The 22756-nt window shown below is 67.5% G+C and carries 19 protein-coding genes; 15 read left to right on the plus strand and 4 right to left on the minus strand.

Translation table 11 applies throughout. The annotated features are described in order from the left end of the window. The 8 genes from rpe (at position 1) to ASE48_RS00550 (ending at position 7823) form a co-directional block, all read left to right on the plus strand. Entirely contained in the window at positions 1-708 is a 708-nt protein-coding gene (gene rpe / locus ASE48_RS00520; RefSeq protein WP_057165054.1) for a ribulose-phosphate 3-epimerase, read from the plus strand. Continuing rightward, entirely contained in the window at positions 705-1733 is a 1029-nt protein-coding gene (gene ribD, locus ASE48_RS00525; protein WP_057165055.1) for a bifunctional diaminohydroxyphosphoribosylaminopyrimidine deaminase/5-amino-6-(5-phosphoribosylamino)uracil reductase RibD, read from the plus strand. The genes rpe and ribD overlap by 4 nt, the downstream gene beginning before the upstream one ends. Positions 1734-1904: 171 nt before the next feature. After that, positions 1905-2054, plus strand: coding sequence for a hypothetical protein (locus tag ASE48_RS32500; protein WP_156408987.1), 150 nt, complete (start codon positions 1905-1907; stop codon positions 2052-2054). Between the two features lie 147 nt (positions 2055-2201). Next, positions 2202-3071, plus strand: a complete 870-nt coding sequence (locus ASE48_RS00530; RefSeq protein ID WP_156408988.1) for a sugar phosphate isomerase/epimerase family protein — start codon at positions 2202-2204, stop codon at positions 3069-3071. 13 nt (positions 3072-3084) lie between these two features. After that, entirely contained in the window at positions 3085-4065 is a 981-nt protein-coding gene (locus tag ASE48_RS00535) for an endonuclease/exonuclease/phosphatase family protein (RefSeq protein WP_235570576.1), read from the plus strand. A gap of 262 nt (positions 4066-4327) precedes the next feature. After that, entirely contained in the window at positions 4328-5182 is an 855-nt protein-coding gene (locus ASE48_RS00540; RefSeq protein ID WP_057165058.1) for a glycosyltransferase family 2 protein, read from the plus strand. After that, entirely contained in the window at positions 5179-6000 is an 822-nt protein-coding gene (locus ASE48_RS00545; protein ID WP_057165059.1) for an FkbM family methyltransferase, read from the plus strand. The genes ASE48_RS00540 and ASE48_RS00545 overlap by 4 nt, the downstream gene beginning before the upstream one ends. A 395-nt stretch (positions 6001-6395) precedes the next feature. After that, positions 6396-7823 carry a hypothetical protein gene (locus tag ASE48_RS00550; RefSeq protein ID WP_057165060.1) on the plus strand — a complete coding sequence of 476 codons (1428 nt, stop codon included), beginning with the start codon at positions 6396-6398 and terminating at the stop codon, positions 7821-7823. A gap of 85 nt (positions 7824-7908) precedes the next feature. Here ASE48_RS00550 and ASE48_RS00555 read toward each other — a convergent pair whose 3' ends face one another. Beyond that, positions 7909-11823 (minus strand): alpha/beta fold hydrolase, encoded by a 3915-nt coding sequence (locus ASE48_RS00555; RefSeq protein WP_082613920.1) that lies wholly within the window; start codon positions 11821-11823, stop codon positions 7909-7911. A 283-nt stretch (positions 11824-12106) separates the two neighbouring features. Here ASE48_RS00555 and ASE48_RS00560 point away from each other — a divergent pair, with 283 nt between their 5' ends. From ASE48_RS00560 to ASE48_RS00585, 6 genes are read left to right on the plus strand one after another with little or no spacing between them, the layout of a single operon-like run. Further along, entirely contained in the window at positions 12107-12760 is a 654-nt protein-coding gene (locus tag ASE48_RS00560) for a hypothetical protein (protein WP_235570577.1), read from the plus strand. A 19-nt stretch (positions 12761-12779) separates the two neighbouring features. After that, positions 12780-14975 (plus strand): hypothetical protein, encoded by a 2196-nt coding sequence (locus ASE48_RS00565; RefSeq protein WP_235570578.1) that lies wholly within the window; start codon positions 12780-12782, stop codon positions 14973-14975. After that, on the plus strand, positions 14968-15912 hold the full coding sequence (locus ASE48_RS00570) for a glycosyltransferase (RefSeq protein WP_057165062.1): 945 nt from the start codon (positions 14968-14970) through the stop codon (positions 15910-15912). The genes ASE48_RS00565 and ASE48_RS00570 overlap by 8 nt, the downstream gene beginning before the upstream one ends. Continuing rightward, positions 15909-16436: a hypothetical protein gene (locus ASE48_RS00575; protein ID WP_057165063.1), complete on the plus strand. Its 528-nt coding sequence runs from the start codon at positions 15909-15911 to the stop codon at positions 16434-16436. Before ASE48_RS00570 ends, ASE48_RS00575 begins: the two co-directional genes overlap by 4 nt. Before the next feature lie 35 nt (positions 16437-16471). Continuing rightward, entirely contained in the window at positions 16472-17230 is a 759-nt protein-coding gene (locus tag ASE48_RS00580) for a glycoside hydrolase family 16 protein (RefSeq protein ID WP_057165549.1), read from the plus strand. Next, positions 17227-18495 (plus strand): glycosyltransferase family 2 protein, encoded by a 1269-nt coding sequence (locus tag ASE48_RS00585; protein ID WP_057165064.1) that lies wholly within the window; start codon positions 17227-17229, stop codon positions 18493-18495. The genes ASE48_RS00580 and ASE48_RS00585 overlap by 4 nt, the downstream gene beginning before the upstream one ends. On the opposite strand, the gene ASE48_RS00590 is transcribed toward ASE48_RS00585, so the two are convergent. From ASE48_RS00590 to ASE48_RS00600, 3 genes are read right to left on the minus strand one after another with little or no spacing between them, the layout of a single operon-like run. Beyond that, on the minus strand, positions 18492-19727 hold the full coding sequence (locus tag ASE48_RS00590; protein WP_057165065.1) for a hypothetical protein: 1236 nt from the start codon (positions 19725-19727) through the stop codon (positions 18492-18494). The two genes, ASE48_RS00585 and ASE48_RS00590, sit on opposite strands and share 4 nt — an antisense overlap. Positions 19728-19745: 18 nt before the next feature. Beyond that, positions 19746-21338: an MFS transporter gene (locus ASE48_RS00595; RefSeq protein WP_057165066.1), complete on the minus strand. Its 1593-nt coding sequence runs from the start codon at positions 21336-21338 to the stop codon at positions 19746-19748. Then, positions 21338-22048, minus strand: coding sequence for an LppX_LprAFG lipoprotein (locus ASE48_RS00600; protein ID WP_057165550.1), 711 nt, complete (start codon positions 22046-22048; stop codon positions 21338-21340). Before ASE48_RS00600 ends, ASE48_RS00595 begins: the two co-directional genes overlap by 1 nt. Before the next feature lie 77 nt (positions 22049-22125). Between ASE48_RS00600 and ASE48_RS00605 the strand changes: the two genes are divergently transcribed. After that, positions 22126-22725 carry a riboflavin synthase gene (locus ASE48_RS00605; RefSeq protein ID WP_057165067.1) on the plus strand — a complete coding sequence of 200 codons (600 nt, stop codon included), beginning with the start codon at positions 22126-22128 and terminating at the stop codon, positions 22723-22725. The last annotated feature ends 31 nt before the right edge of the window (positions 22726-22756 follow it).

Below are 22756 nucleotides of genomic sequence, written 5' to 3' on the forward strand. Positions count from 1 at the left end.
ATGGCTGGTCAATCTCCCGTCCCTCGGCTCGCCCCGGCCCCACTCATTGCGCCGTCGATTCTCGCCGCCGACTTCGCCAGGCTGTCCGACGAAGTCGCGGCCGTCGCAGGCGCGGACTGGTTACACGTCGACGTGATGGACAACCACTTCGTGCCGAACCTCACGCTGGGGCTGCCGGTGGTGGAGAGCCTGCTCAAGGTCACCGACATCCCGATGGACTGTCATCTGATGATCGACGACCCGGAACGGTGGGCACCGCCGTATGCGGAGGCCGGCGCCTACAACGTCACCTTCCACGCCGAGGCGACCGACAACCCGGTCGGTGTCGCGCGCGATATCCGCGCCGCCGGGGCCAAGGCGGGACTCTCGGTGAAGCCGGGCACCCCGCTGGAGCCCTACCTGGAGATCCTGCGGGAGTTCGACACCCTGCTGGTGATGTCGGTGGAGCCCGGCTTCGGTGGCCAGAAGTTCATCCCCGAGGTTCTCGCCAAGGTGTCCACCGTGCGCCGCCTGGTGGATGCCGGGGAGCTGACGATCGTGGTGGAGATCGACGGTGGCATCAACGCCGACACCATCGAGGCCGCCGCGGAGGCCGGGGTGGACTGTTTCGTCGCAGGATCCGCGGTGTACAGCGCCGAGGATCCGGCCGAGGCGGTGCGACGGCTGCGCAGGCAGGCCGCCGCGGTGTCACCACACCTGACGCTATGACCTCCGAGGCAGCCAAGCGGCCGGTCAGCCCGGAAGCCGCGATGCGGCTCGCCGTCGAGCAGGCCGATCGGGTGAAGGGCGCCACCTATCCGAATCCGCCCGTGGGCGCGGTGATCCTGGACGCCGCCGGCGAGGTGGTCGGCGTCGGTGCGACCGAGCCGACCGGGGGAGCGCACGCCGAGGTGGTGGCGCTGCGCCGCGCGGGTGAGCTGGCACGCGGGGGTACCGCGGTGGTGACCCTGGAACCGTGCAACCACCATGGACGAACACCCCCGTGCGTGGACGGCCTTTTGGCAGCCGGGGTTTCGCGGGTGGTGTACGCCGTCTCGGATCCCAACCCGGTGGCCGCGGGTGGGGCGTCGCGTCTGGGTGAGGCCGGTGTCGAGGTCAGGGCCGGGGTGCTCGGCACCGAGGTCGCCGGCGGTCCGTTGCGCGAATGGCTGCACAAGCAGCGCACCGGGCTTCCGCATGTCACGTGGAAATTTGCCACCAGCGTGGACGGGCGCAGCGCCGCCGCCGACGGCAGCAGCCAGTGGATCACCAGTGAGGCCGCCCGCGCCGACGTGCACCGCCGCCGCGGCGTGGCGGAGGCCATCGTGGTCGGCACCGGCACGGTGCTCTTCGACGACCCGACGCTGACCGCGCGACTGCCCGACGGCAGCCTCGCCGGCCGTCAGCCGTTGCGGGTGGTGGTCGGGCAGCGGGAGATCTCGCCGGATTCCAACGTGCTCAACGACGACTCGCGCACCATGGTGATCCGGACCCGCGATCCGCATGAGGTGATGCGTGCCCTTTCCGACCGGACGGCGGTGCTGCTCGAGGGTGGGCCGACCCTGGCCGGCGCGTTTCTGCGTGCCGGGGTGATCGACCGGATTCTCGCCTACGTGGCGCCGATGTTGCTCGGCGGTCCGATCACGGCGGTCGACGATGTCGGGGTGCTCAGCATGGCCGGCGCGCAACGCTGGCGCTTCGACGGAATCGAGGCCATCGGCCCGGATGTGCGGCTCAGTCTGGTGCCGAACTGAGCTGTGACCGCAGCCACAGTTCCGCCGCCGGTGTGACGTTCAATCCTGTTGCCCGCGTGGCCTTTGCCGGGTGTTGTAACCGGGTGCCGGGATCGGTGCGCCGGTAGACTCGGATCAAAGCGCCTTCACCGACGAGTCGCTCGGGGATTGCACTAACAAAGGACGACGAGCATGACTGCCTTGCAGGACTGGCTCAACAGCGGGCCGGTCAACCCGCAGAACTTCAGGTCACTGGTGTTCGGTGTACTGCGGATGGGACCTCAGCAGGCGCACTATCCGCGCGCCCCCAAGATCATGCAGCGCGGTCTCGAGCGGTGCTGATTTGCTGAAATTGCCATCCAGGTAGCGCAACCACCCGACCTGGCCGGCTGGCCTGGGCAACGTAGCCCCCAAAATCTCGCATCGATCGGCGATGATGTTCCACGGAGCGGTTTTTCCGCAAATCCGGCGGGCGGCGAGGAGATGGTGATGGGCACGGCGGCAGAGTCGCAGGGTCTCGGCGAAGGACGGATTCTTTCGCTGGCACCGCTGACTGTGCTCGAACTCGACCCGGCCGGGCTCGTGGCTTGCGCTGCCGAGGCCGGGTACGACGCCGTCGGGCTACGGCTGATCCGCGCGACCGAACAAGAGCCGCTGCGGCCCACCGTCGGCCGGACCCCGTTGATCCTGGAAACCAAGCGCCGCCTTGATGATTCGGGATTGCGTTTGGTGGATATCGAGGTGCTGCGGTTGCGTCCAGAGACCCGGGTGCGCGCAGATTTCGAGGCGTTCCTGGAGACCGGTGCGTTTCTCGGCGCCACCGAGGTCCTGGTGACGGGCAATGACCCCGACCACTGCCGGACCGCCGACAACCTCGCCGAGTTGGCTTTGCTGGCAGCCGAATTCGGGCTGACCCCCAACCTCGAGCCCATGCCGTGGACCGATGTCAAGGATCTGCACCAGGGCATCACCATTCTGTCGGCGTGCCAGCTGAACGTCGGTCTGCTGGTGGACGCCATCCACTATGACCGTGCCATGAACTCGCCCGCCGAACTGGCGGCCCTGCCGCGGGACTGGATTCGCTATGCGCAGATCTGTGACGCGCCTGCCGAACGGCCCGGCACGGTGGAAGAAATGATGTATCAGGGCCGCAGTGCGCGGTTGCTTCCCGGTGCGGGAGGTATCGATTTGGTCTCGATGTTGCGCGCGCTGCCCGCGGGAATCCCGATCAGTGTGGAGGCTCCGCTGCAGAGCGATGCCCCGGCGGTGGTCCGGGCCACGGCTGCCGCGCGCGCGGCACGCGAGGTGCTCAAGCTGGCCGACGACACGACATGGTCACCGCTCGTCCGTACTGCCTGACACGCTGTCGACGGTGCCTGGTTCTCGTGCGGTGATCGGCGCGGTCGGTGGCCTGTTCCTTGCGATCGGCTCGGCGGGCATCGGCGCGCACTTCGTCGGGCTGACCAGCACCGCGGTGGCCTGGATCGCCTCGTTCACCCCGTTGGCGATCATTGTCTCGGCGGTTGCGCTGGTGCTCTTGCTGCTGGGCCGTCGTCGATGGCCCGCCGTCATCGCTACCGTCGTGGTGACCGTCGGTGTGTTGACGCAGGCCCCGCTCTACCGCGGTGGCGCGGGGGACGAGTCCGCGGCCCGGTCGGTGCGGATCATGCAGGCCAACATCCGGCTGGGTGAGGCGGACCTCGATGCGCTGGTGCGCTCGGTGCGCGACCGCGACATCGATCTGCTGACCGTGATCGAGCTGACCGAGTCCGCGGTGGATGGAATGGCTGCCACCGGAATCGGCGAAGTGCTGCCCTACACGTGCGGACGTCCTCGCGCCGGTGGCGGCGGTGCCGGAATCTACTCGCGCTACCCGCTGCACGAGTGCGCACAGCTGGACGGGTTCGTGCTGAACAATCTGCGGGCCGTCGCTGCGATCCCGGCTTCCGCACCGACCGCGGTGTATGCGCTGCATCCGCTACCGCCGTATCCCGAACCGGCGTGGAAGTGGGTGTACGAGTTGAAGCGGCTGCGGCCGATCTTCGAGGCGGAACGTCACCCGATGATCGTCGGTGCCGATTTCAACTCGACGTACGACCACCGGCAATACCGCGAGCTGCTGGAGAACTCGACGCCGGCCGGCACCGCACGGTTGGTCGACGCCGCCGAATATGTCGGTGCCGGAGTGGTTCCCACCTTTCCCGCCGATAGCATCGTTCCGCCGTTGCTGGCCATCGACCGAATACTGGCTCGCGGACCGGTGCCGGTCTCATTCGAGCGGTTCGATTTGCCCGGGTCCGACCACCTCGGTGTCATCGGCAATCTTGCTATCCCAGAGATGAATTCAAACTGATCTGGTTTTGAATTCATCTGATCCTTTGCTGCGCATGGGATTTCATTCCCAGATCGAGGCCCCTGAGGTGTGGGCTGCGTCATATCCTTCGATGTAGCTGACAATTATCTGTGAATTCTCGCTAATGTAATTCTCGCAACCAAATTCACCAGCGGCAGGCCGCACGTGGACGCATGTCCGCGATCGCATACCCGGTGCCTTCCAGCCATGAAAGGTAATGACTCCCTTGACAGATACCGTGGAGGGTACGGGTGTAGAGCGAATGGCGAAGGCCATCGACATCGTGGTCGGCGCTATTGCCAGCAAACAGAATGATCATCGCGAGAACTGTGATTGTGTGCGCGAAGCGGATATCGGTAGCGCGGTGGAGGGTACGGCTCGGCCGACCGTGACCGTCGTGATCCCGACCCGCAACGAGGCGCGGAACCTGCCCTATGTCGCAAAACGGATGCCCCCGGTCGACCAGATCATCGTCGTCGACGGTTCATCGGTCGACAATACGATCGAGGTTGCCCGCCAATTGTGGCCGGATGCGCTGATCATCAACCAGTCCCGACGCGGCAAGGGCAATGCACTGGCATGCGCCTTCGAGGTGAGCACGTGCGACATCGTGGTGATGATCGATGCCGACGGGTCCACCGACCCGGCCGAGATCCCGGATTTCGTTGCGGCACTGGTGTCGGGCGCCGACTTCGCGAAAGGCAGCCGCTTCACGAGCTCCGGTGGCAGCGATGACATCACCCAGCTGCGGCGGCTCGGGAACAAGGGTCTCAACTGGCTGGTGAACCAGCTGTTTGCCACGAAATTCACCGATCTTTGCTACGGGTACAACGCTTTCTGGCGCGAGCACCTCACGGTGCTCGATCTGCCCCGCACGGATGTCCAGGAAGCGCAATGGGGTGACGGGTTCGAGATCGAGACCGTCATCAACGTCCGCGTCGCCCGCAACGGACTGAAGATCAAAGAGGTCAGCAGTTTCGAGGGAAAGCGCATCTACGGGCGCAGCAACCTCAATGCGGTGACCGACGGTCTGCGGGTGCTGCGCACGATAGGTCGCGAACGTCGACTGCATCGTTCTGCCACCGCGCCGGCAAAAGCGCCGGCGACATCGCGATGACGAAATTCCGTGAAAAGCTGGGGCACACGCTGTCGCTCGCGCAGAGCATCGGCACCCTGTCCGCGCTGAATCTCGTGGCGCGACGCTCACTCGGCATGGCCAAACCCGTTGCGGTCACCTGCGGTGCGCATCGGCTGACGGTTCGCCCGCTGGACAGTGACCCGTTCGTGCTCGCCCAGATCTTCACCGAGCGTGAGTATGACGCACGCCCGTTCTGGATGGAGCGGCTGAACGCCGTGGCGGCACAGTTGCGGCAGGCCGGACAGGTCCCGCTGATCATCGATGCCGGCGCGAATGTCGGCTACTCCGCGCTGTATCTGGCCGAACACTTCCCGGACGCCGTCATCCTCGCGGTGGAGCCGGACCGCCACTGCGTCGATCTCATCGAACGCAACTGTGCAGGCAACCCCAGGATCAGGCCCGTTCATGCGGCGGTGTGGAGCCACGAGAACGGCGTCGACCTGACAACGCGGGACGAGGGCTCCTGGGCCAACCGGGTGACCGATATCGGGACGACGCCCTCGGTGACGCTCGAGACGCTGATCGCCGAGATCCCGGACGCCGCGCCTTTCATCGTGAAGCTCGACATCGAGGGCGCGGAATCCGAGGTCTGCCAGGCCTCCCCGGGGGCCGTGGCGTCCTTCGCGTGCATCATGATCGAGCCCCACGACTGGATGCTGCCGGGATCAGGCGGCCTTGCCCCGCTCTATGAAGCGGTCGCGGGTAAGAAGATGGACACCCTCATCCGGGACGAAACCCTGATGCTCTTCGACTGTGCCGTGCTGGAACAGTTCAGTGCGGTGACGATCACTCACTGACACTGTCCGGAGTTTGCCGGACATTGTGCGAAACACGCTGCGTTGCAGCGTTAATTGGCCATAGCGGCCGCCGCCGGGTAGAAGCACGTCCGTTCGGAACCACCACGAAGCGTGTCTTCGGCGTGCGTAATGACGGTTCCTGAAGGAACTTTCAGCAAAGTGACGCGTGCGCAGGGGTAGGTATTGTCACCTGCTCTGCGCTGCAATAACATTCGCGACAGCCACATATGGCTAATCACCCCTCAAGTTAATTTAGGAGAACCGTGTCACTCGCTGTTCACGCGGACTCGGGGCGCGACTTCTGGTCTGCACCTTCGTCATCCGCACCTCTCAAGAAGAGGTTGCTACTCGCCTCGGTGGCGATGACGGGGGCGTCGGTCATCGCCGTTTCGCCCGTGGCATCCAACCTGCCGGCACTGGAAATCGCCCAGCAGCGCGCTGTCGATCTCGTTGCCTTCGAGAACCCGTTCGCGGTGCTGGCCGGCACGGTCTCGAACACGTTCAAGAACCTCAGTGCCCGCGGTGGCGAGATCAACGCCACCCTGATCCCCAACCTGTCGGCGATCCTGGGTAACAAGGAACTGCAGCGCGAACTCTCGGTCATCCTGTTCCGGCCGGAGACCGTGGCGCAACAGCTGCAGGACCGGTTGGCGGAGCATCAGGAGACCCTGCGGCTGGGTTATGAGCAGTCGCAGGCGGGTTGGGCGGCGCATACCGAGCTGCTCCCCGGGGTGATGGAGCGTGCGCAGGCCGAACTGCTGGCCGGACATTTCACCGAGGCGTTCGCTCATATCAACGACTGGTTCATCTTCGGTCTGGGCGCGGCCGGCTGGCCGCTGTACCCGAGCTTCGCGGTCCCGGGCCAGGTCGCCCGTGACGTCGGCGGCCCGGCCATCGGCGCCATCCTGGACGCCATGCTCGTCGGTGACACCACGCTGGCCGGCTACCCGCACGCCATCCTGGTTCCGTTCGTCAGCGCAATCTTCCGGTTCACCGACAGCCTCGACGAGATCCAGGTGGCGACCCAGGCCGGTGACGTGGTGACCGCTCTCAGTCACATGATCAACCTGCCGGTGAAGGTGTTGGGCGCGTTCCTCAATGGATACACCCCGAGCATTGCGCCGGAGTGGTCGGTCTTCCCCGGGTTCCTGACCCCCGGCGGGCCGATCGACTCGTTCTTCGTGCAGTACCCGACGCTGATCGCCAAGGCGCTTGGGCTCATCCCGAAGACGACCACTCAGACGGTCCAGGAGCCCACCGCGGCACTGGCCAAGGTGTCGTCGACCGACACGGTCGCCGATTCCGATCTGGTGACGCTGAGCGTCGAGACGGCCGCCGGCGGGGCCACCCCGGTCGAGTCGGTGGCAGTGAGTACCGAGACCGAGGAATCGGCCGAAACCACCGAGGAGACCGCGGTTTCCGAGGACGTCGTCACCGAGGACGTCGTCACCGAGGACGAGGTCGAGACGGTCGGCGAGGCCCCGGCCGAGACCGCGGTCGATCCGGTCGTCACCGAGACGGCCCCCGAGGCAGCAGCCGACGAGGCCGCCACGGAGACCCCGGACGCCAAGACCGACGCCAAGACGGACACCAAGGCGGATGCCAAGGATGACGCCGCTTGGGACAGCACGCCCGATGCGAAGGCGGACAAGGCCGACGCCAAGGCTGACAAGGCGGACAAGGCCGACGCCAAGGCTGACAAGGCCGACAAGGCTGACGCCAAGTCGGACAAGAAGGCCGACAGCGCGTCGAGCAGCACCAGCTCGGACAGCAAGTCCAGCAGCAGCTCCTCGGGCAACTCCGGAAGCAGCAGCAGCGACTAGTCTCCGCTGATCGCAGTACGGCCCCCTCTCCGGAGGGGGCCGTACGTCGTTTCGGGGGCAGTGCGCCCGGGGGAGTCCTCAGCGGTCAGAGCTGGTTCTGCTCCGCGGTGATCATGTCGACGACCCGGCCGACATGCGGTTCACGCACCACCGAGTCGTGGTCACAGTTGATCCGCTGAACCGTGAGTGCGCCGGTGAGCACCTGCGGCCACACCCGGTCGTCATCGCGGTTGAAGCTGCTGAGCACCAGCAGAGTTCGGCCCGGATACGGCTTCGGCCGGTGCAGTCGGCCCACCCGGACACCGACCTCCCGTAGCGCGGCGACCTTCTCCTCGGGTGTGCCGTCGATGATGCCGGCCATCGGCAGCCACAGCCGCTGACGCCACAGCACGGCCGCGGCCGCCGGCGGCTGCTCCAGCAGTGTCGATCCGACATCGGGCAGCTCACGCCGTGCGGCGCGGACCGTACGAGGCGGCAGGAAGGGATCGAGCAGGGTGACCAGTTCCACCTCGTGACCCAGCGCCCTCAGCCGGTTCGCGATGTCGATCGCGATGAAAGCGCCCAGGGAGTGCCCGGCCAGGGTGTAGGGCCCTGTCGGCTGCAGCGCCAACAGATCCCGCAGATGGCGCCGGGCTGCGCGACCGATCGTCCAGTCGGGGAACGCCCGGTTCTCCAGCCCCTGCGCCTGGAAGGCGACGACGGCGGTGTCCCGGTCCAGGCGGTCGGTCAGCGGTACGAACGACAGTGCCGAGGCGCCCGCACCCGCGAAGCAGAACAAGGTCTTTCGGGTGCTGTCGGTCGGGGGGCGCAGCAGCACCGTTGTCGGCGCGATCCGCTTGTCCCGGCCGACGGCATCGCCGGCCAGGCGTCCCGCCACGACCTCGGTGAACTTCGCGACGGTCGGTGCGACCGCCAGGTCCGAGGAGGCCAGCCGCACGCCGTGCTGCTCGCCGACCAGGCTGATCATCTGCTGGACGTTCAGCGAATCCCCGCCCAGCGCATAGAAATTCTCGTCGCGTCCGACCTGACTCAGGCGCAGGACATCCGACCACGCGGTGGCGACCTCGGTCTCCAGACCGGGTTCGGCGGGCACGATCGGCCCGCGGGTCGGCGCGGGCAGTGCTCTGCGGTCGACCTTTCCGCGTTCGTTGCGGGGCAGGGCCTCCAGCATCACGACATGCGTCGGAACCATCCAGGCGGGCAGCCTGGTGTGCAACTGGGCACGCACGTCGGCCACCGCGGGGCTGCGGATCTCGGGATCGGGCGCCACATACGCGGTCAGTACCGGTGTCTCGGCGAGTTGGTCGGCGACCACCAGCGCCTCCCGGATCCCGGGGCAGTCGAGCAGGGCGGCCTCCACCTCGGCCGGTTCGACCAGGTACCCGCGGATCTTCACCGCGGCATCCACCCGCCCGAGCACCACGAGCACGCCGTCATCGGTGATGCGGGCGCGGTCGTTGGTGACGAATGTGCGGCTGCCGTCCGGGTTCTCGGTGAAGGTCGTGGAGGCGCTGTCGGGTTTGAGGTAGCCGGCGGCCAGGTACGGCGAGGTGACCGTCAACTGGCCGTGATCGTCGATGCCGAGTTGCTTGTGCGGTACCGCGACGCCGGCCGGGATGACACCGGCCGGGATCTCGTCGCCCGGCCAGATGTCGAAGTGCGCGATGCCCAGTGTCTCCGACGAGCCCGCCCAGTTGGTGAGCCCGGCATGGGGCGCGAGCTCGCGGGCCCGGCGGACCACGTTGCTGTAGATGGGTTCCCCGGTGGTGACGATGCGCTGCACCCGGTGCAGGACGCGATCGCCGGCGGCCTCGGTCAGCGACTGCAGGAACGACGGCGTGCACATCACGATATCGGTGTCGGCGAGCCGGTCGATCGCGGCTTCGGGGGTGCAGTTGCGGGGATCGATGGCGATGATCTCGGCACCCGACAGCAATGCCCCCACCAGCACGTTGAGCCCGGCCGCGAAACTCACCGGCATGCACAGTGCGACCTTGCTGTCCTCGACGATGCCGAACCGGTCGCGATGCAGAATCCAGTCGCTCAACCAGGTTCCGTGCACATGCAGCACGGCCTTGGGCTCACCGGAGGATCCGGAGGTGAACTGGATGCTGGTCACCGTCTGCCTGCCGAGGACAGGCGCGGCTGTGGACGGTCCGGTCGGTTGCGGCGGCCTGGCGGCCGGCCACACCGTGTGGTCCTTGCCGAGTTCGTGTCCCAGCGGGTTGCCGGCGTCGTCCATGACGATGGTGTCGAGTCGGTAGCCCTGCTCCCGCAGCGCGTCGAAGATGTGCGTCATCCGGTCCTGCGGCAGTGCGGGATCCAGCGGGACCAGCGGTGCGCCGGCGGCGAAACTGCCGAGGACCACCGCGGTGGTGTGCGGGTTCAGATCGCCCACCATGGCCAGGGCGGACCCGGCCTCGTCACGCGCACGCAGCGCCGACGTCCACGCCGCGGCGGCCGATCGCAGCGCACCGTAGGTGATCGATCCGTGCTCGGTGCGCAGCGCCACCTGGTTGTGCTTCTGCTCGGCGATCTGCTCGAAACGCTGGCTCACCGAATCGAATTCGATCGGAGCTACATGCGAGAGATCGGGCCGGACGACGGCCCGCACCGGACTGTCGAGGGTCTGCCCGCGCGGGGTCGCCGCAACCTTGCGCAGCAGCGCCACGGTGGGGAGCAGGACGACCAGCGTGATGAGCAGCTCGCCGGCGACGTAGGTGTATCCGACCGCGTTGATACCCCAGCGCGGCGTGGTGAGAATGACGCCGACGACCACCAGCACACCCAGCAGCACCTGCGAGATGACGGCCAGCCGCAGTGTGCGTTGCAGGCGCGCCAGCGCGGTGTAGATCGTGGTCAGCGCGACGGCGGGCAGCACCAGCGCCATGATCCTGATCAGCGTGGTCCCGTTCTCCGCGTACCGCGGACCCAGGATGCCCAGGATGAACGGCGCCAACACCATCAGCGTCACACAGCCCGCCACCGCAGATCCGCCACACAGCAGGACGAATCGCTTGGTGCAGGCCCGCACATCGGCTCCGGGCGTCGATGCCGCGGCGATGAACGGGGCCGACGTCGCGACGATCAGGGCGCCGAGGGTGTTGACCACCAACCAGCACATCGAGAAATAGGCGTTCATCTCGGTGCCCAGTTGCGCGACGACGATGAGCGGCACCAGGAGCGGGACGATCACGTTGATGGCGTTGATGGCATAGGAGCTGGCGAAGAAGGTGAACAGCTCGCGGCGGGCCGGCAGGTTCGGCGTCCCGGTCCGGGTGCCGGTCTCGCGGCGGATGATGACGACCGCGATGACGGCCGTGATGGCGGCCGCCGGCAGCACCCAGGACCAGACGATCGCGGCGCCGGTCGCCAGCGGGATGAGCGCGGCGACGACAATCAGCTTTACCGTGGACTGACTGATGTTCTTGATCGCGATCGTGCGCGCCCGGCTCAACCCGATCAGGATCTGATCCTGCAGGGCGTAGATCGCCAGGACCGCGACGAACAGCGGGAAGAGCAGCATCTCAACCCAATTCGGGAAGAGCTGTGTCCGCGGCCCCACGCCGAGGAAGATGACTCCGAACAGCAGCGCGGCGCAGGCGACGAACGCGGTGCCCTCGTGCACCAGGCGCTGGGTGCGTGCCCCTGCCAGGGGCAGAAACCGCTCGTAGAGGCTGCCGAGGCTGAAGTTCGCGAGGATGGCGATCAGGGTCGCCGAGGAGATGATGGCCGAGGCGCGGCCGACCTCCGCGGTGTCATAGCCGCGCGCTGCCACCGTCCAGAAGACGAACCCGAGGATGCCGGTCGCTGCGCTCGATGTCATCACCGCGACGATGTCGATACCGAGACCGCCGCCCTTGTCGTGTGGGCCCGGATTCCGTGGCAGCACGGGGTCGGCTCCGGAACCCGTCACCGCGGCGACCGGCGCCCCCAGTTCGTCAGCCAGAGTGGGTTTTTGCTGCGTGCGCAGGGCGTCGGGGCTGCCAGTGGTCGGCATGGGGGTGTGGTCCTAGCGGGAGGTGTGAGAGGGCGGGGAGTGCCGCCGAAAAGGAGAATACTGACTCGACGCAGAATTGGTTAGCCTACCCAAATCAGTGATGCGCATCATACTGGTAGAGGTAGCTGCCCAAACGGCGTCAGGTGTTGCTAATCTCCGGTGCAGTCGAGTCGAACTGCGTTGCGCTGACGGTTTTTCCGTTGCCCGGATGGCGAGCAACGCGTTTTGTGAGTCGTCTCTTGGTGATCAGGGAAAGCCTCCGCATCGGAGGATGGTGAGATACGTGCGTCCGTTAGTTCCAGCCCGGCTCACCGGGTGGGTATCGCTGGTACCGCTGGTGTACTTCGCCGCCGAGTGGGTGGTCTCGGCTTCGTGGCGCGGTCTCTACGGCTACCGCGACGATCTGGTCGGGCCGCTGGGAATCGCGTTCTGCGGACCGGTGGGCAACTGGCCGTGCAGCGAGTTGTACCGGGTGATGAATGTCGGCTTGGTGGCAACGGGTTCGGCCATCGCCTTTGTCGCGGCCGGCCTGTTCGCACAACGTCTGACCGACCGCGGCACCGCCCTGCTGCTGCTGGTGTCGGGACTGGCCCTGGCCGCCGGTGGCGTGATCACCCAGAACGTGAGCTACGCCTGGAACATCACCGCCACGGTGGTGTTCATGACGCTGGGATCGGTGAGCGCGCTGTTGATCGCGGTGACCTCGCCGGCCGAGATGTCGGGGGAGCGCCGCGGCATCGCGGTGGTCGCCGGCCTGACCGGACTGTTCGGATACCTCGTGTACGCGGGTGGGCAGGACATCTTCGGCCCCGGTGGGGCCCAGCGGCTGTGCATCTACGGAATTCTGGTCGTCGTCATCACCGTCGGGACCGCGGGATTCGTGACGGCACCGGTCCGGGACGGCGGCATGCGTGAGCTCGTCGAGCAAACACGATGAACGACAGGCGGTTCCGGCCATGACCGCGACGCTCGAGCCGACCGTCGGCGATATCGCTTCCGAGACCGCGGCTCAGCCCGTCCGGTACCGGGTGCCGGTGCTGCGGTTGCGGCAGGCCGATCTCGCGGTCGTCGGCGCGCTCGCCGGCGTGCTCGCGCTGACCGGTCTTCCGGACGGGGTGCGCGCGCTGGGGCTGATGGTGTTCATCGCCGTCGGTCCCGGTGCGGCGGTGCTCACCTGGGTGCGTATCCCGCGGCGGGCCCTGTTGTCCACGGTGCCGTTGCTGGGGGCGGCCATCACCACGTTGGTGGCGATGGCCGCGATGTGGTCATACCGGTGGAGCCCGCCCGAGATCCTGTGGGTGCAGATCGTCGCGGTGTGCGGCAGTAGCGCCTACTGGTACCACCGCAACCGCGATACGCCGCTGACTGCCATGCGCCGGGTGCGGTGGCGGCTGGTCGCCGCTGCGGGGCCGGCCGGCGAGTCTGTTGTCCGCAAACACCTTTCGCTGCTGCTGAGCGTGGTGGCCCTGGCGATCTGGCTGGCCGCCGTGCCCGGACTGCCCGGGGTGGAGGCCAGCTACTACGGCCTGCTGTTCTCCGGGACGGGCCCGTTGCTGGCGGTGTGCATCGTGCTGTGCGCGTGGGCGTTGCTGGTGGCGGTGCGTGACCGCCGGCTGATTCCGGCGGCGGTCGCGGTCGGGGCGGCGATCATCGTCTCCCGGGGCACCACCGTGGTGGCCACTGAGGTTCCACTCTATGACTGGACCTACAAGCATCTCGCGGTGGTCGACTACATCCTGGTGAACGGCCGCATCGCGCCGGACGGCACCGACATCTACGCCCAATGGTCGGCCTTCTTCGTGATGTTCGCCTGGTTCAGTGACGTCACCGGCATCGCCCCGATGACCATCGCCCATGTCTTCGCTCCGGTCATCCACGTGCTCATCGCACTTGCCGTGTACTGCGCGGCGCGGGTCCTCGGACGCTCGCGGCGCACCGCGATCACGGCGGCCTTCCTGGCCGAGGTGTTCAACTGGGTGGGCCAGGACTACTTTTCGCCGCAGGCATGGTCGTTGGCACTGGCCTTCGGCATGATCGTGCTGCTGCTGGCATCACCACGCAGCCGTGCCAGCGGTGTGCTGGCCATCGTGGTGTTCGCCGCGACGGTGCCCACCCACCAGCTGACCCCGTTCTGGGCGGTCGCGGTGGCGTGCCTGCTGTGCGTGTTCAGGCGTGCCCGGCCCTGGTGGATCTCGGTGGTCATGGTGACGATCGTCGGCAGCTATCTGTTGCTCAACCTGGAGGCGGTGTTGCCCTACGGTGTGTTCTCCGGCAGCAGCGTGGTGAGCAACGCCACCAGCAACGTGGTGAGTTCCGGTATGCCCGCCAAGGATTTCACCTCGGCAGTGGTGCGCGCGTTGTCCCTGACGGTGGTGGCGACGGCCTTCTGCAGCGCGATCTGGTTGTGGCGGCGCAAGCGTCCGATGGTCGGCCTGTCCATCGTGGCGTTCTCGTCGTTCGGTCTGCTGCTGGGACAGAACTACGGCGGTGAGGCGATCTTCCGGGTGTATCTGTACGCCCTGCTCGGTTGCGCGATCCTGATCGCACCCGCGGTGGTGGCCGGCGTGGACCGGAATCGGGTCGGCCCGCGCGCCGCCCTCACCCGGGTGATCGCGGTGCTCGGACTGAGCGGGGTGTCACTGGCCGGCCTGCACGGCTACGTCGCGCTGTGGCCGATGGTGCTGGAAACCCGCGCCCAGGTCGACCTGATGAACTCGATCACCACCGACGCGGATCTGCGCACCCGCCTGGTGATGATGCGTCTCGGCGGGATGCCCACCCGGCTGAACGCCGACTACGCCGACGTGGTGTATTTCAACCCGTACTTCGACGAGACGATCGCCTACGACCTGTGGGACGGCCAGGACCCGAATCTCGCGGAGCGCAAGAAGAACTTCCCCGCCGACAACGACATCGACATGCTCAACGACAACGCCACCCGCGAGGCGTACATGGCGTACCTGATGTTCAGCGAGCAGTCGAACAAGGCCCTGCGGTACTACGGCGACTACCGTCCCGAGGCGATCGAGATCCTGCAGGACGCGCTCCGCAGCTCGCCGAACTGGTCGGTGTTCTACGAGGACGGCGCCACGCTGGTGTTCCGCAGTGTCAACCACGAGAACGCGGCCGAAGGAGAGTCGGACGGTGGCTGACACCCTGCCGGTCACCGCTACCCGGCTGTCGGTCGTGGTGTGTTGCTACACCGCGGCACGGCGGGCGCAGGTGCTGCGTGTCGTCGAATCGGCGCTGAACCAGGTCGCCGGCAACGGGGACGAGATCATTGTCGTCGTCGACCACAACGACGAGCTGCGCGACGATCTGTCGACCGCACTACCGGAGTCGATCATCCTCATTCCGAACACCTTTGAACGTGGACTGTCCGGTGCCCGCAACACCGGGGTGGGGCGTGCGGGCAATGAGGTCGTGGTGTTCGTCGACGATGACGCGGTGCTCACCCCGGGTGCACTCGACGGCGCGCGGCAGGCGTTCGACGATCCGTCGATCGTCGCGATCGGCGGTGCGGTCGACGCCGACTGGGAGGTCGGGTCGGCACCGGACTGGTTCCCCCAGGAGTACGGCTGGGTCGTCGGGTGCGATTACCGGGGGTTGCCGGCCTGCGGCGATCAGATCCGCAATCCGATCGGCGCGGCCATGGCCGTCCGGCGCGCCGCTCTCAACCACATCAACGGCTTCTCCACGAAGCTCGGCCGGGTGGGCGAGCTCCCCTCCGGATGCGAGGAGACGCTGATGGGCGTCCAGTTGCGCGCCGAATTCCCCGAACAGCGGATTGTCCGGCACACCGCATTCCGTGTTTCCCATCATGTTCCCTCCGTTCGGGCCACCCTGCGCTATTTCACCAGCCGCTGCTATCACGAGGGCCGGTCCAAGGCCGCGCTGACCCGGATCTCCGGCCGGCAGGCCGCGCTGTCCAGCGAACGTAGTTACACCACCCGGATACTTACCTCGGGTGCCTGGCAGGCCCGCCGTAATCCGCGCAGGCTCATCGCACTGGTCGCGGGGTTCCTCTACACCGCAACCGGATTCGCGACCGGTATGGTGCTCACCGCACGTCAGGAACGCCATCGATGAACGCACTGCTCCACCCCCGGATCGCCGGCGCGGCCGCTGGGGTCATCCTGATCTACTTCATCGCCGAGTGGCTGCTCCCACCGATCATGCCGGTGGCGGTCGTGCTGACCGGGTTGGCCGTCGCGGTGACCGCGGCGGCGCTGAGTGCCCAGCGGCTGATCGCCGGCCCGCCCGCAACGCTGCTCGCGGCGGCCGGCGTCGCCCTGGCACTCACCGGCATCGTCGCCGACCACGTGACACGCACCAGCCTCGATTCGGCGTTCAAGCTGCTCGGCGCCGCGGGTATCTTCCTGATCGGTACCGGCACGAAATTGCCTGCGCCGCTGCGATTGCTGCTCACCGGCGCCGGCCTGACCGCGCTCGTCGGCTACCTGGTCTCGGTGAGCGGACACGCATCCGCGATGGACACGGTCGCGACCGGCATGCTGGCGATCTACCCGGTGCTGGTGTCGGTTCTCGTGCTGGGTTGGGCGCGTCCGAGCGTGCCCGCGCCCATCGCTGCCGACGATGAGGTGACGGTGTGAGAGCCCTGCGGCTGGGGGTGCTGCTCCTTGTCGGCATGCTGGTCTGCTCCTGTGCGCTGACCGGAACGGCCTCCGGACAACCCCGGGTGCTGTTGGACGCCGAGTTCGACGGGCCCGCAGGCAGCCCGCCCGACGGTATCTGGCAGGTGGCCACCGGCGGCGGGGGCTGGGGCAACAACGAATCGCAGGTCTACTCCGACCATCCCGACAACGTCGGCTTGGACGGCAACGGCCACCTGGCCCTCACCGCGCGACGAGATGCCAACGGCCAGATCACCTCGTCGCGGATCAGCACCGACAACACCTTCGCCTTCACCTACGGCCGTGCCGAGGCCCGCATCTCGCTGCCGGCCGGAACCGGTCTGCACCCGGCTTTCTGGCTGCTCGGCGCCAACCTCGATGAGGTCGGGTGGCCGGCCGCCGGCGAGATCGACGTGATCGAGACCCTCAACCACGCCACGGAATGGCATTCGGCCGTGCACGCTCCGCAAGCCGGAACCGAACGCGGCCAACAGATGTCGGCGGCGGGACCGGTGCCGTTCCCGCTGGCCGGTGTGTTCCGCACCTACTGGGTCGAACGCACACCGGGCCGCATCGTGACCGGTGTCGACGATGTCACCCTGCTCACCGTCACACCGCTGAACCTGGCGGAGGGCGCGACGTGGGTTTTCGACGCACCGTTCCAGCTCCTGCTCAACCTGGCGGTCGGCGGGAACTGGCCCGGACCTGCCGACGAGTCCACCCCGTATCCGTCCACCATGCTCGTCGACTGGGTGAGGGTCACCGAACTATGACCGCCAAGCTGACGATCGACCCCGCAATGACATCCGTCGGCAGCCCCGACGGTGGGCACGCACGCTGGATCGGGCACCTCGACATCGACACGGTCGGCGACCACGATGGCCAGGTGACCGTCACGATCACCCGTCCGGACGAATACCGCAGGGCGCGCATACTTTTGCGTAACGGATCGGGTCCCATCGATTTCGTCGAAGCCGATATCGTCGACGGCGCGGTCACGCTGACCATTCCGGAACAGTTCGGGCGCCCGGGTGCACCCCGGGAGAGCCCGCTGCCGCCGATCTCGGTCGTGCTGTGCACCCGGGAACGCCCCGATGACCTGACCGGTGCGCTCGCCTCGCTGCGCACCGTCGACTACCCGGACTTCGAGATCGTGGTAGTCGACAATGCCCCCACCACCGATGCCACCGAACGCGTGGTCGCCGCCGCGGCCGACCCACGGATCAGGCGGGTCGTGGAACCGGTTGCCGGACTGTCGAATGCGCGTAATGCCGGACTGAGGGCCGCCCGCCACGACATCGTGGCCTTCACCGATGACGACGTCGTGGTCGACCCGCACTGGCTGCACGGGCTGGCCCGCGGATTCGATCGTGCCGACGATGTGTCGTGTGTCTGCGGGATGGTGCCCAGCGGCGAACTGCGCACAGCGGCGCAGGCCTACTTCGACCAGCGGGTGTCGTGGGCTTCCACGCTGGCGCCGCGTACCTACTCGCTGGCCGACCCGCCGACGGATCTGCCGCTGTTTCCTTTTCAGGTGGGCATCTACGGCACCGGTGCGAATTTCGCGATCAAACGCAACGCCGCCACCGCCATGGGTGGGTTCGATGAGGCGCTGGGCGCCGGCACCTCCACCAAGGGGGGTGAGGACATCGACATGTTCTTCCGCTTGGTGGCGGCCGGGCACACCCTGGTCAACGAGCCGGCCGCGATCGTGTGGCACCGCCACCGCAGCGACGGCGCGGCGCTGCTCATCCAGGCCCGCGGTTACGGACTGGGTCTCGGTGCCTGGCTGACCAAGGTGACGCTCGATCGCCACCACCGGCGGCTGGCCTTCCGGGTGGCGCGCAAGCAGTTCCGGTCCTCGTTGCGGGCGGGCGCCGGGTACGGCGCGGTCATGGTGCCTCCGGCCGATCTCGGCGAGAGCATCCCCAGGTCGGTCGGACGCACCGAGGTGCTGTCCGTGCTGGGCGGGCCGTGGGCGCTGTGGCAGGGACGCCGGCAGGGCCGCCGTTCGTCGCCGATGGGGCGGGCGGGCTAACCGGAGGACAGCAGGTCGGCCACGGTCTGGGGGAGCAGTCCCAGTGCTGCGCTGATTGCCTCCGGATCGAACACCGAGCGGTGGAATTCGGCGGTGAACCACAGGTTCTCTGCCACCGCCACCGAGGTCACCGTCACCCCGGTGGCGGCCGCGGGGTCGTTGGCCACCAGCATGCAGGCGTGCTCGGCAGAGGTGAACGGCCAGGGGCCGTTCCATTGCGGGGAGCCCAGGTTCGAATGCAGCAGGTGCAATCTCGGTGCGGCCGGGACACCGGTCGTCAGGGGATCGATCCGGCCGGCACCGCGAGCCTTCGCGGTGCCCACCAACAGATTCGCCACCGGCCGGCCGGTCCGTGCGGCGCGGGTCATCTCGTGCTGCAGGCGCGCCGGGCCGCCGGCGCGGTCGATGACGAAATCGAGGCCGGCCGAGAAGGATGCCAGCGTGTCCCGGCCGCCGGGAAGGTAGCGCCGCACGTCGAACGGGACCTTCACCGCGTCGTCCACCGCGATACCGGCCCGCTCGAACGACGACCACAGCGCACAGGTGAACAACGCCACCATGCTCACCCCGGGCAGTTGGCGGTCCCGGCGGGCGCGCAACTCGGCGACCTCATCGGCGCCCAGCCCGATCACCCGGGTGGCCGGGGAAGGGGTGAACGGCGTGCCGGGTCCCGACGACACGGGGCCGTGCCCGGCCGGAGCGCTCCGGTCTCGTTGGGCTGCCAGCAGTTTCGCCAGTCGCACCGGGTTGGCGCCGAACGTCGCCGCCGCCGCGACGCCCAGGGGTGAACGGGTGCGCGCATACCGTCGCCAGGTCTCGGGATCGCGAGCATCGGTGATACCGAACAGCACGTCGAGCAGCGTGTGGATGAGCGGGATCTCGCCGAGTCCGTGGCTGAAGTCGATCGCCAGCCAGTCGCCCGCGGCGGCCACCGTGACACCGCGGTCATCGAGTGCCCGGACGGTCTGCAACAGCCCCAGGGGCGGGGCCGGATCAGCCGGCGGAGCAACCGCATACACCCGGGGGGCGCGGCCCTCGGTCACGCGGCTCCAGCGGGAATTTGCCGCCGATGGTTCCAGGCACAGCCGGGCGACGGGGCCCGCAGCGGTCATCGCGTCCAGACGCGAGGTCAGCTGGTGATGCGACGGAATCCTCAGCGGCCCCACCACGACGGCCGACCGCCGCCGGCTGTGCACCGTGTCGAGGGTCGCCACCCGGACGCGCCCGGTCACGGGGTCACCCCAGTGTGGTCAGGACGACGGCGGCGCCGGAAACGCCGAACTGTCTTGGTCTTCCGCGGCCGGGATGATCTCGTCGTCCTGCTCGTCGTGGTGGTTACGGTCGCTGATCAGCAGCGACGACAGGGCGCCGACGACACACACCACCGCGGTGATGGCGAATATCTCGCCGTATTGCATGGTGTAGGCGATCCGGGTGTTCTCCATCAGTTGCCTGCCCGCGTCCAGCAGATTGCCGGTGTCGACGACGGGCAACGACTGCAGAATCTGGTTGAAGCGGTACAGACCCCAGGCCGACAAGGCAGCCATACCGATGAGCATGCCGATCATCCGGGAGACGACCACCGAGGCCGAGGCGATTCCGTGTTCGGCGGACGGCACGACCCGCAGCGCCGCGGAGGTCAGCGGACCGATCACCAGCCCGAGTCCGAAGCCGGCCAGGGCCAGGTCGGTGTCGAAGGTCGGCAGCGTGAAAAGCCCTAGATCGTGACGCGCGGAGAGCACGTTGACATCCCAGTGCGAGATCAGCCAGTAGCCGAACGCGGCGATCAGCAGGCCGATCACTGCAATGGGCCGATCACCGATCCGGGTGGCCAGCCAGCCGCCGAGCAGCGCACCGATGGGCAGCGCGATGAGGAAGCGCAGCAGCAGCACGACAGCTTCGTTCTTGTCCATGCCGAGCACGCCCTGCCCGAACAGTTCGACGTTGACCAGCGTCACCATCAGTGCGGCACCCGCGGTCAGCGACGCGGCCAACGCGGCCAGGAAGGGGCGGAACTTCACTCCGGCAGGTTCCAGGAGCCGGGTGGTGGCCTTCTTTTCCCAGACGAAGAAGCCGACCATGGTGACCACCGCCACGATCAGCAGCGGGATCCCGTAGCTGGGCAGCAGATTCTTGCCGTCCGGCGCCGGGTTGTACAGGCCCACGACAGCGGCGCCGAGGGCGATGGCCAGCAGCAGGCCGCCGACGACGTCCACCTTCTGCTGCGGTTGATCGCGATCCCGGGACGGCACGCTGAAATGGATCATGACCATCGCGACCGCGGCCATCGGGATGTTGATCCAGAAGATGTCGCGCCAGGTGCTCAGCGCCCACACGACGGCGATGCCGTAGAGCGGCCCCAGCACGCTGCCGAGTTCCTGGGCCGCACCGATGCCGCCGAGCACGGTGGCTCGGCCGCGTGCCGACCAGAGGTCGGCCGCCAGTGCCAGGGTGACGGGCAGCAGGGCGCCACTGGCGATGCCCAGGATGGTGCGACCGATGACCAGCGTGGTCAGGTCGCCGGCCAGGGCGGTGACCACCGATCCGGCCATGAAGCCGAGCAGTCCGATCTGCAGAATCGCCTTGCGGCCGAACCGGTCTGACGCCTTGCCCAGCAGCGGCATGGCCGCGATGTAGCCGAGCAGATAGCTGGTCACGATGGGCGTGACCTGCTGGATCTGGTTGATCGGGATGCCGACGTCTCGCATGATGTCGGTCATGATGGTGATCACGACATAGGTGTCGAGAGCACCAAGGGTGACCGCCAGGCCACCCGCACTGATTGCGAGGCGGCGGTTGGTGCCCGCCGAGCCGGCCGCCCGGTGGCTGTTGGCCGCCGTCATCAGCTACCGGGCTTCGTGACGGTGACGGCCTTGCCCCAGTCGGTGAGGGTCATCGTGATGGTGTTGCCCGCCGACGGCGCGATCTGCACCTGAGCCAGCTGGTGGTCGCCGTCCTCGCGAATCCATGCGGTGGCCGGGGCCGGAGCGGCCTGCTTGAGCTGCGGGGCGATCTTGTTGACCGCGTCGGCGCTGACGGTGCCGGTGATCTTCACCGCGTCCGAACCGCTGATGGCCTCGCGGCCCTCGGCCTTGGGGTCGGAGAAGCTCGCCAGGATGTTGGCCAGGCCGGTGTCCGGGTTCAGGATGGCCGAGATGTCATAGATATCGGCGGCCGGGCCGAAGTTCTGCATGTTGCCGCCCTTGGTGATGGCGCCGTACAGATCGCCGTCGGCGACGACGAAGGCGACATCGGTCAGCTTCTGGCCGAGGAAGATGATGTCGGCGTCGCCCTGGGCCGCCACCACGGGGGCGTTGGTCAGATCGCCGCTGAGGCTGGCGATGGGCAGTTCCTTGATCTCACCGCCGACGGTCAGTTCGAGGTGCACGCTCTGCTGGCTGCGGGTGGTCTCGGCGGATTCGGTGATCAGCGTGGCCGCTTCGGGGAGCGGGGCGTCATTGGTCTTCGACCCGCAGCCGACGAGCGCTGCTGCCGCCATCAGGATGGCGAAGAGGGGGAGGAGGATCCGGACTGCACGGGGGCGCGTCTGCATGATCTGCATCGTAGTGGGTCGCCCCGAGTGGCCCCCGAGCTACGTGGACGGGGCGACCGCATCACTAATCTTGAGACATGTTCACCGGAATCGTGGAAGAGCTCGGAGAAATCGTCGGTAAAGAGGACCTCCCGGATGCTGCGCGTTTTGTGATCCGCGGGCCGGTGGTCACCTCCGATGCAGGTCACGGCGACTCGATTGCGGTCAACGGTGTCTGTCTGACGGTGGTGGAGGTGCGCCCGGACGGTGCGTTCACCGCCGATGTGATGGCCGAGACCCTGAACAGGTCCAGCCTGCGCGCGGTGAATGTCGGCAGCCAGGTCAATCTGGAGCGCGCCGCGGCGATCAACAGCCGTCTCGGCGGCCACATCGTGCAGGGCCACGTGGACGGCACCGGCGAGGTGGTCGCCCGAACCCCGTCGGAGAACTGGGAAGTGGTCCGTATCTCGCTGCCCGGCGAACTGGCCCGTTATGTGGTGGAAAAGGGCTCGATCACCGTCGACGGCATCTCCCTTACGGTCTCCGGACTGGGGGAGGACTGGTTCGAGGTCTCCTTGATCCCGACCACGCTGTCACTGACGACTCTGGGCGGTGCCCCGCTCGGCACCCCGGTGAACCTCGAGGTGGATGTCATCGCGAAATATGTCGAGCGGTTGATGGCCGACCGCGATCGCTGAGCCGGTCGATCATTTGATCTTTGCTCCCCGG

Source organism: Mycobacterium sp. Root265, from assembly GCF_001428895.1.
Lineage (GTDB): Bacteria > Actinomycetota > Actinomycetes > Mycobacteriales > Mycobacteriaceae > Mycobacterium.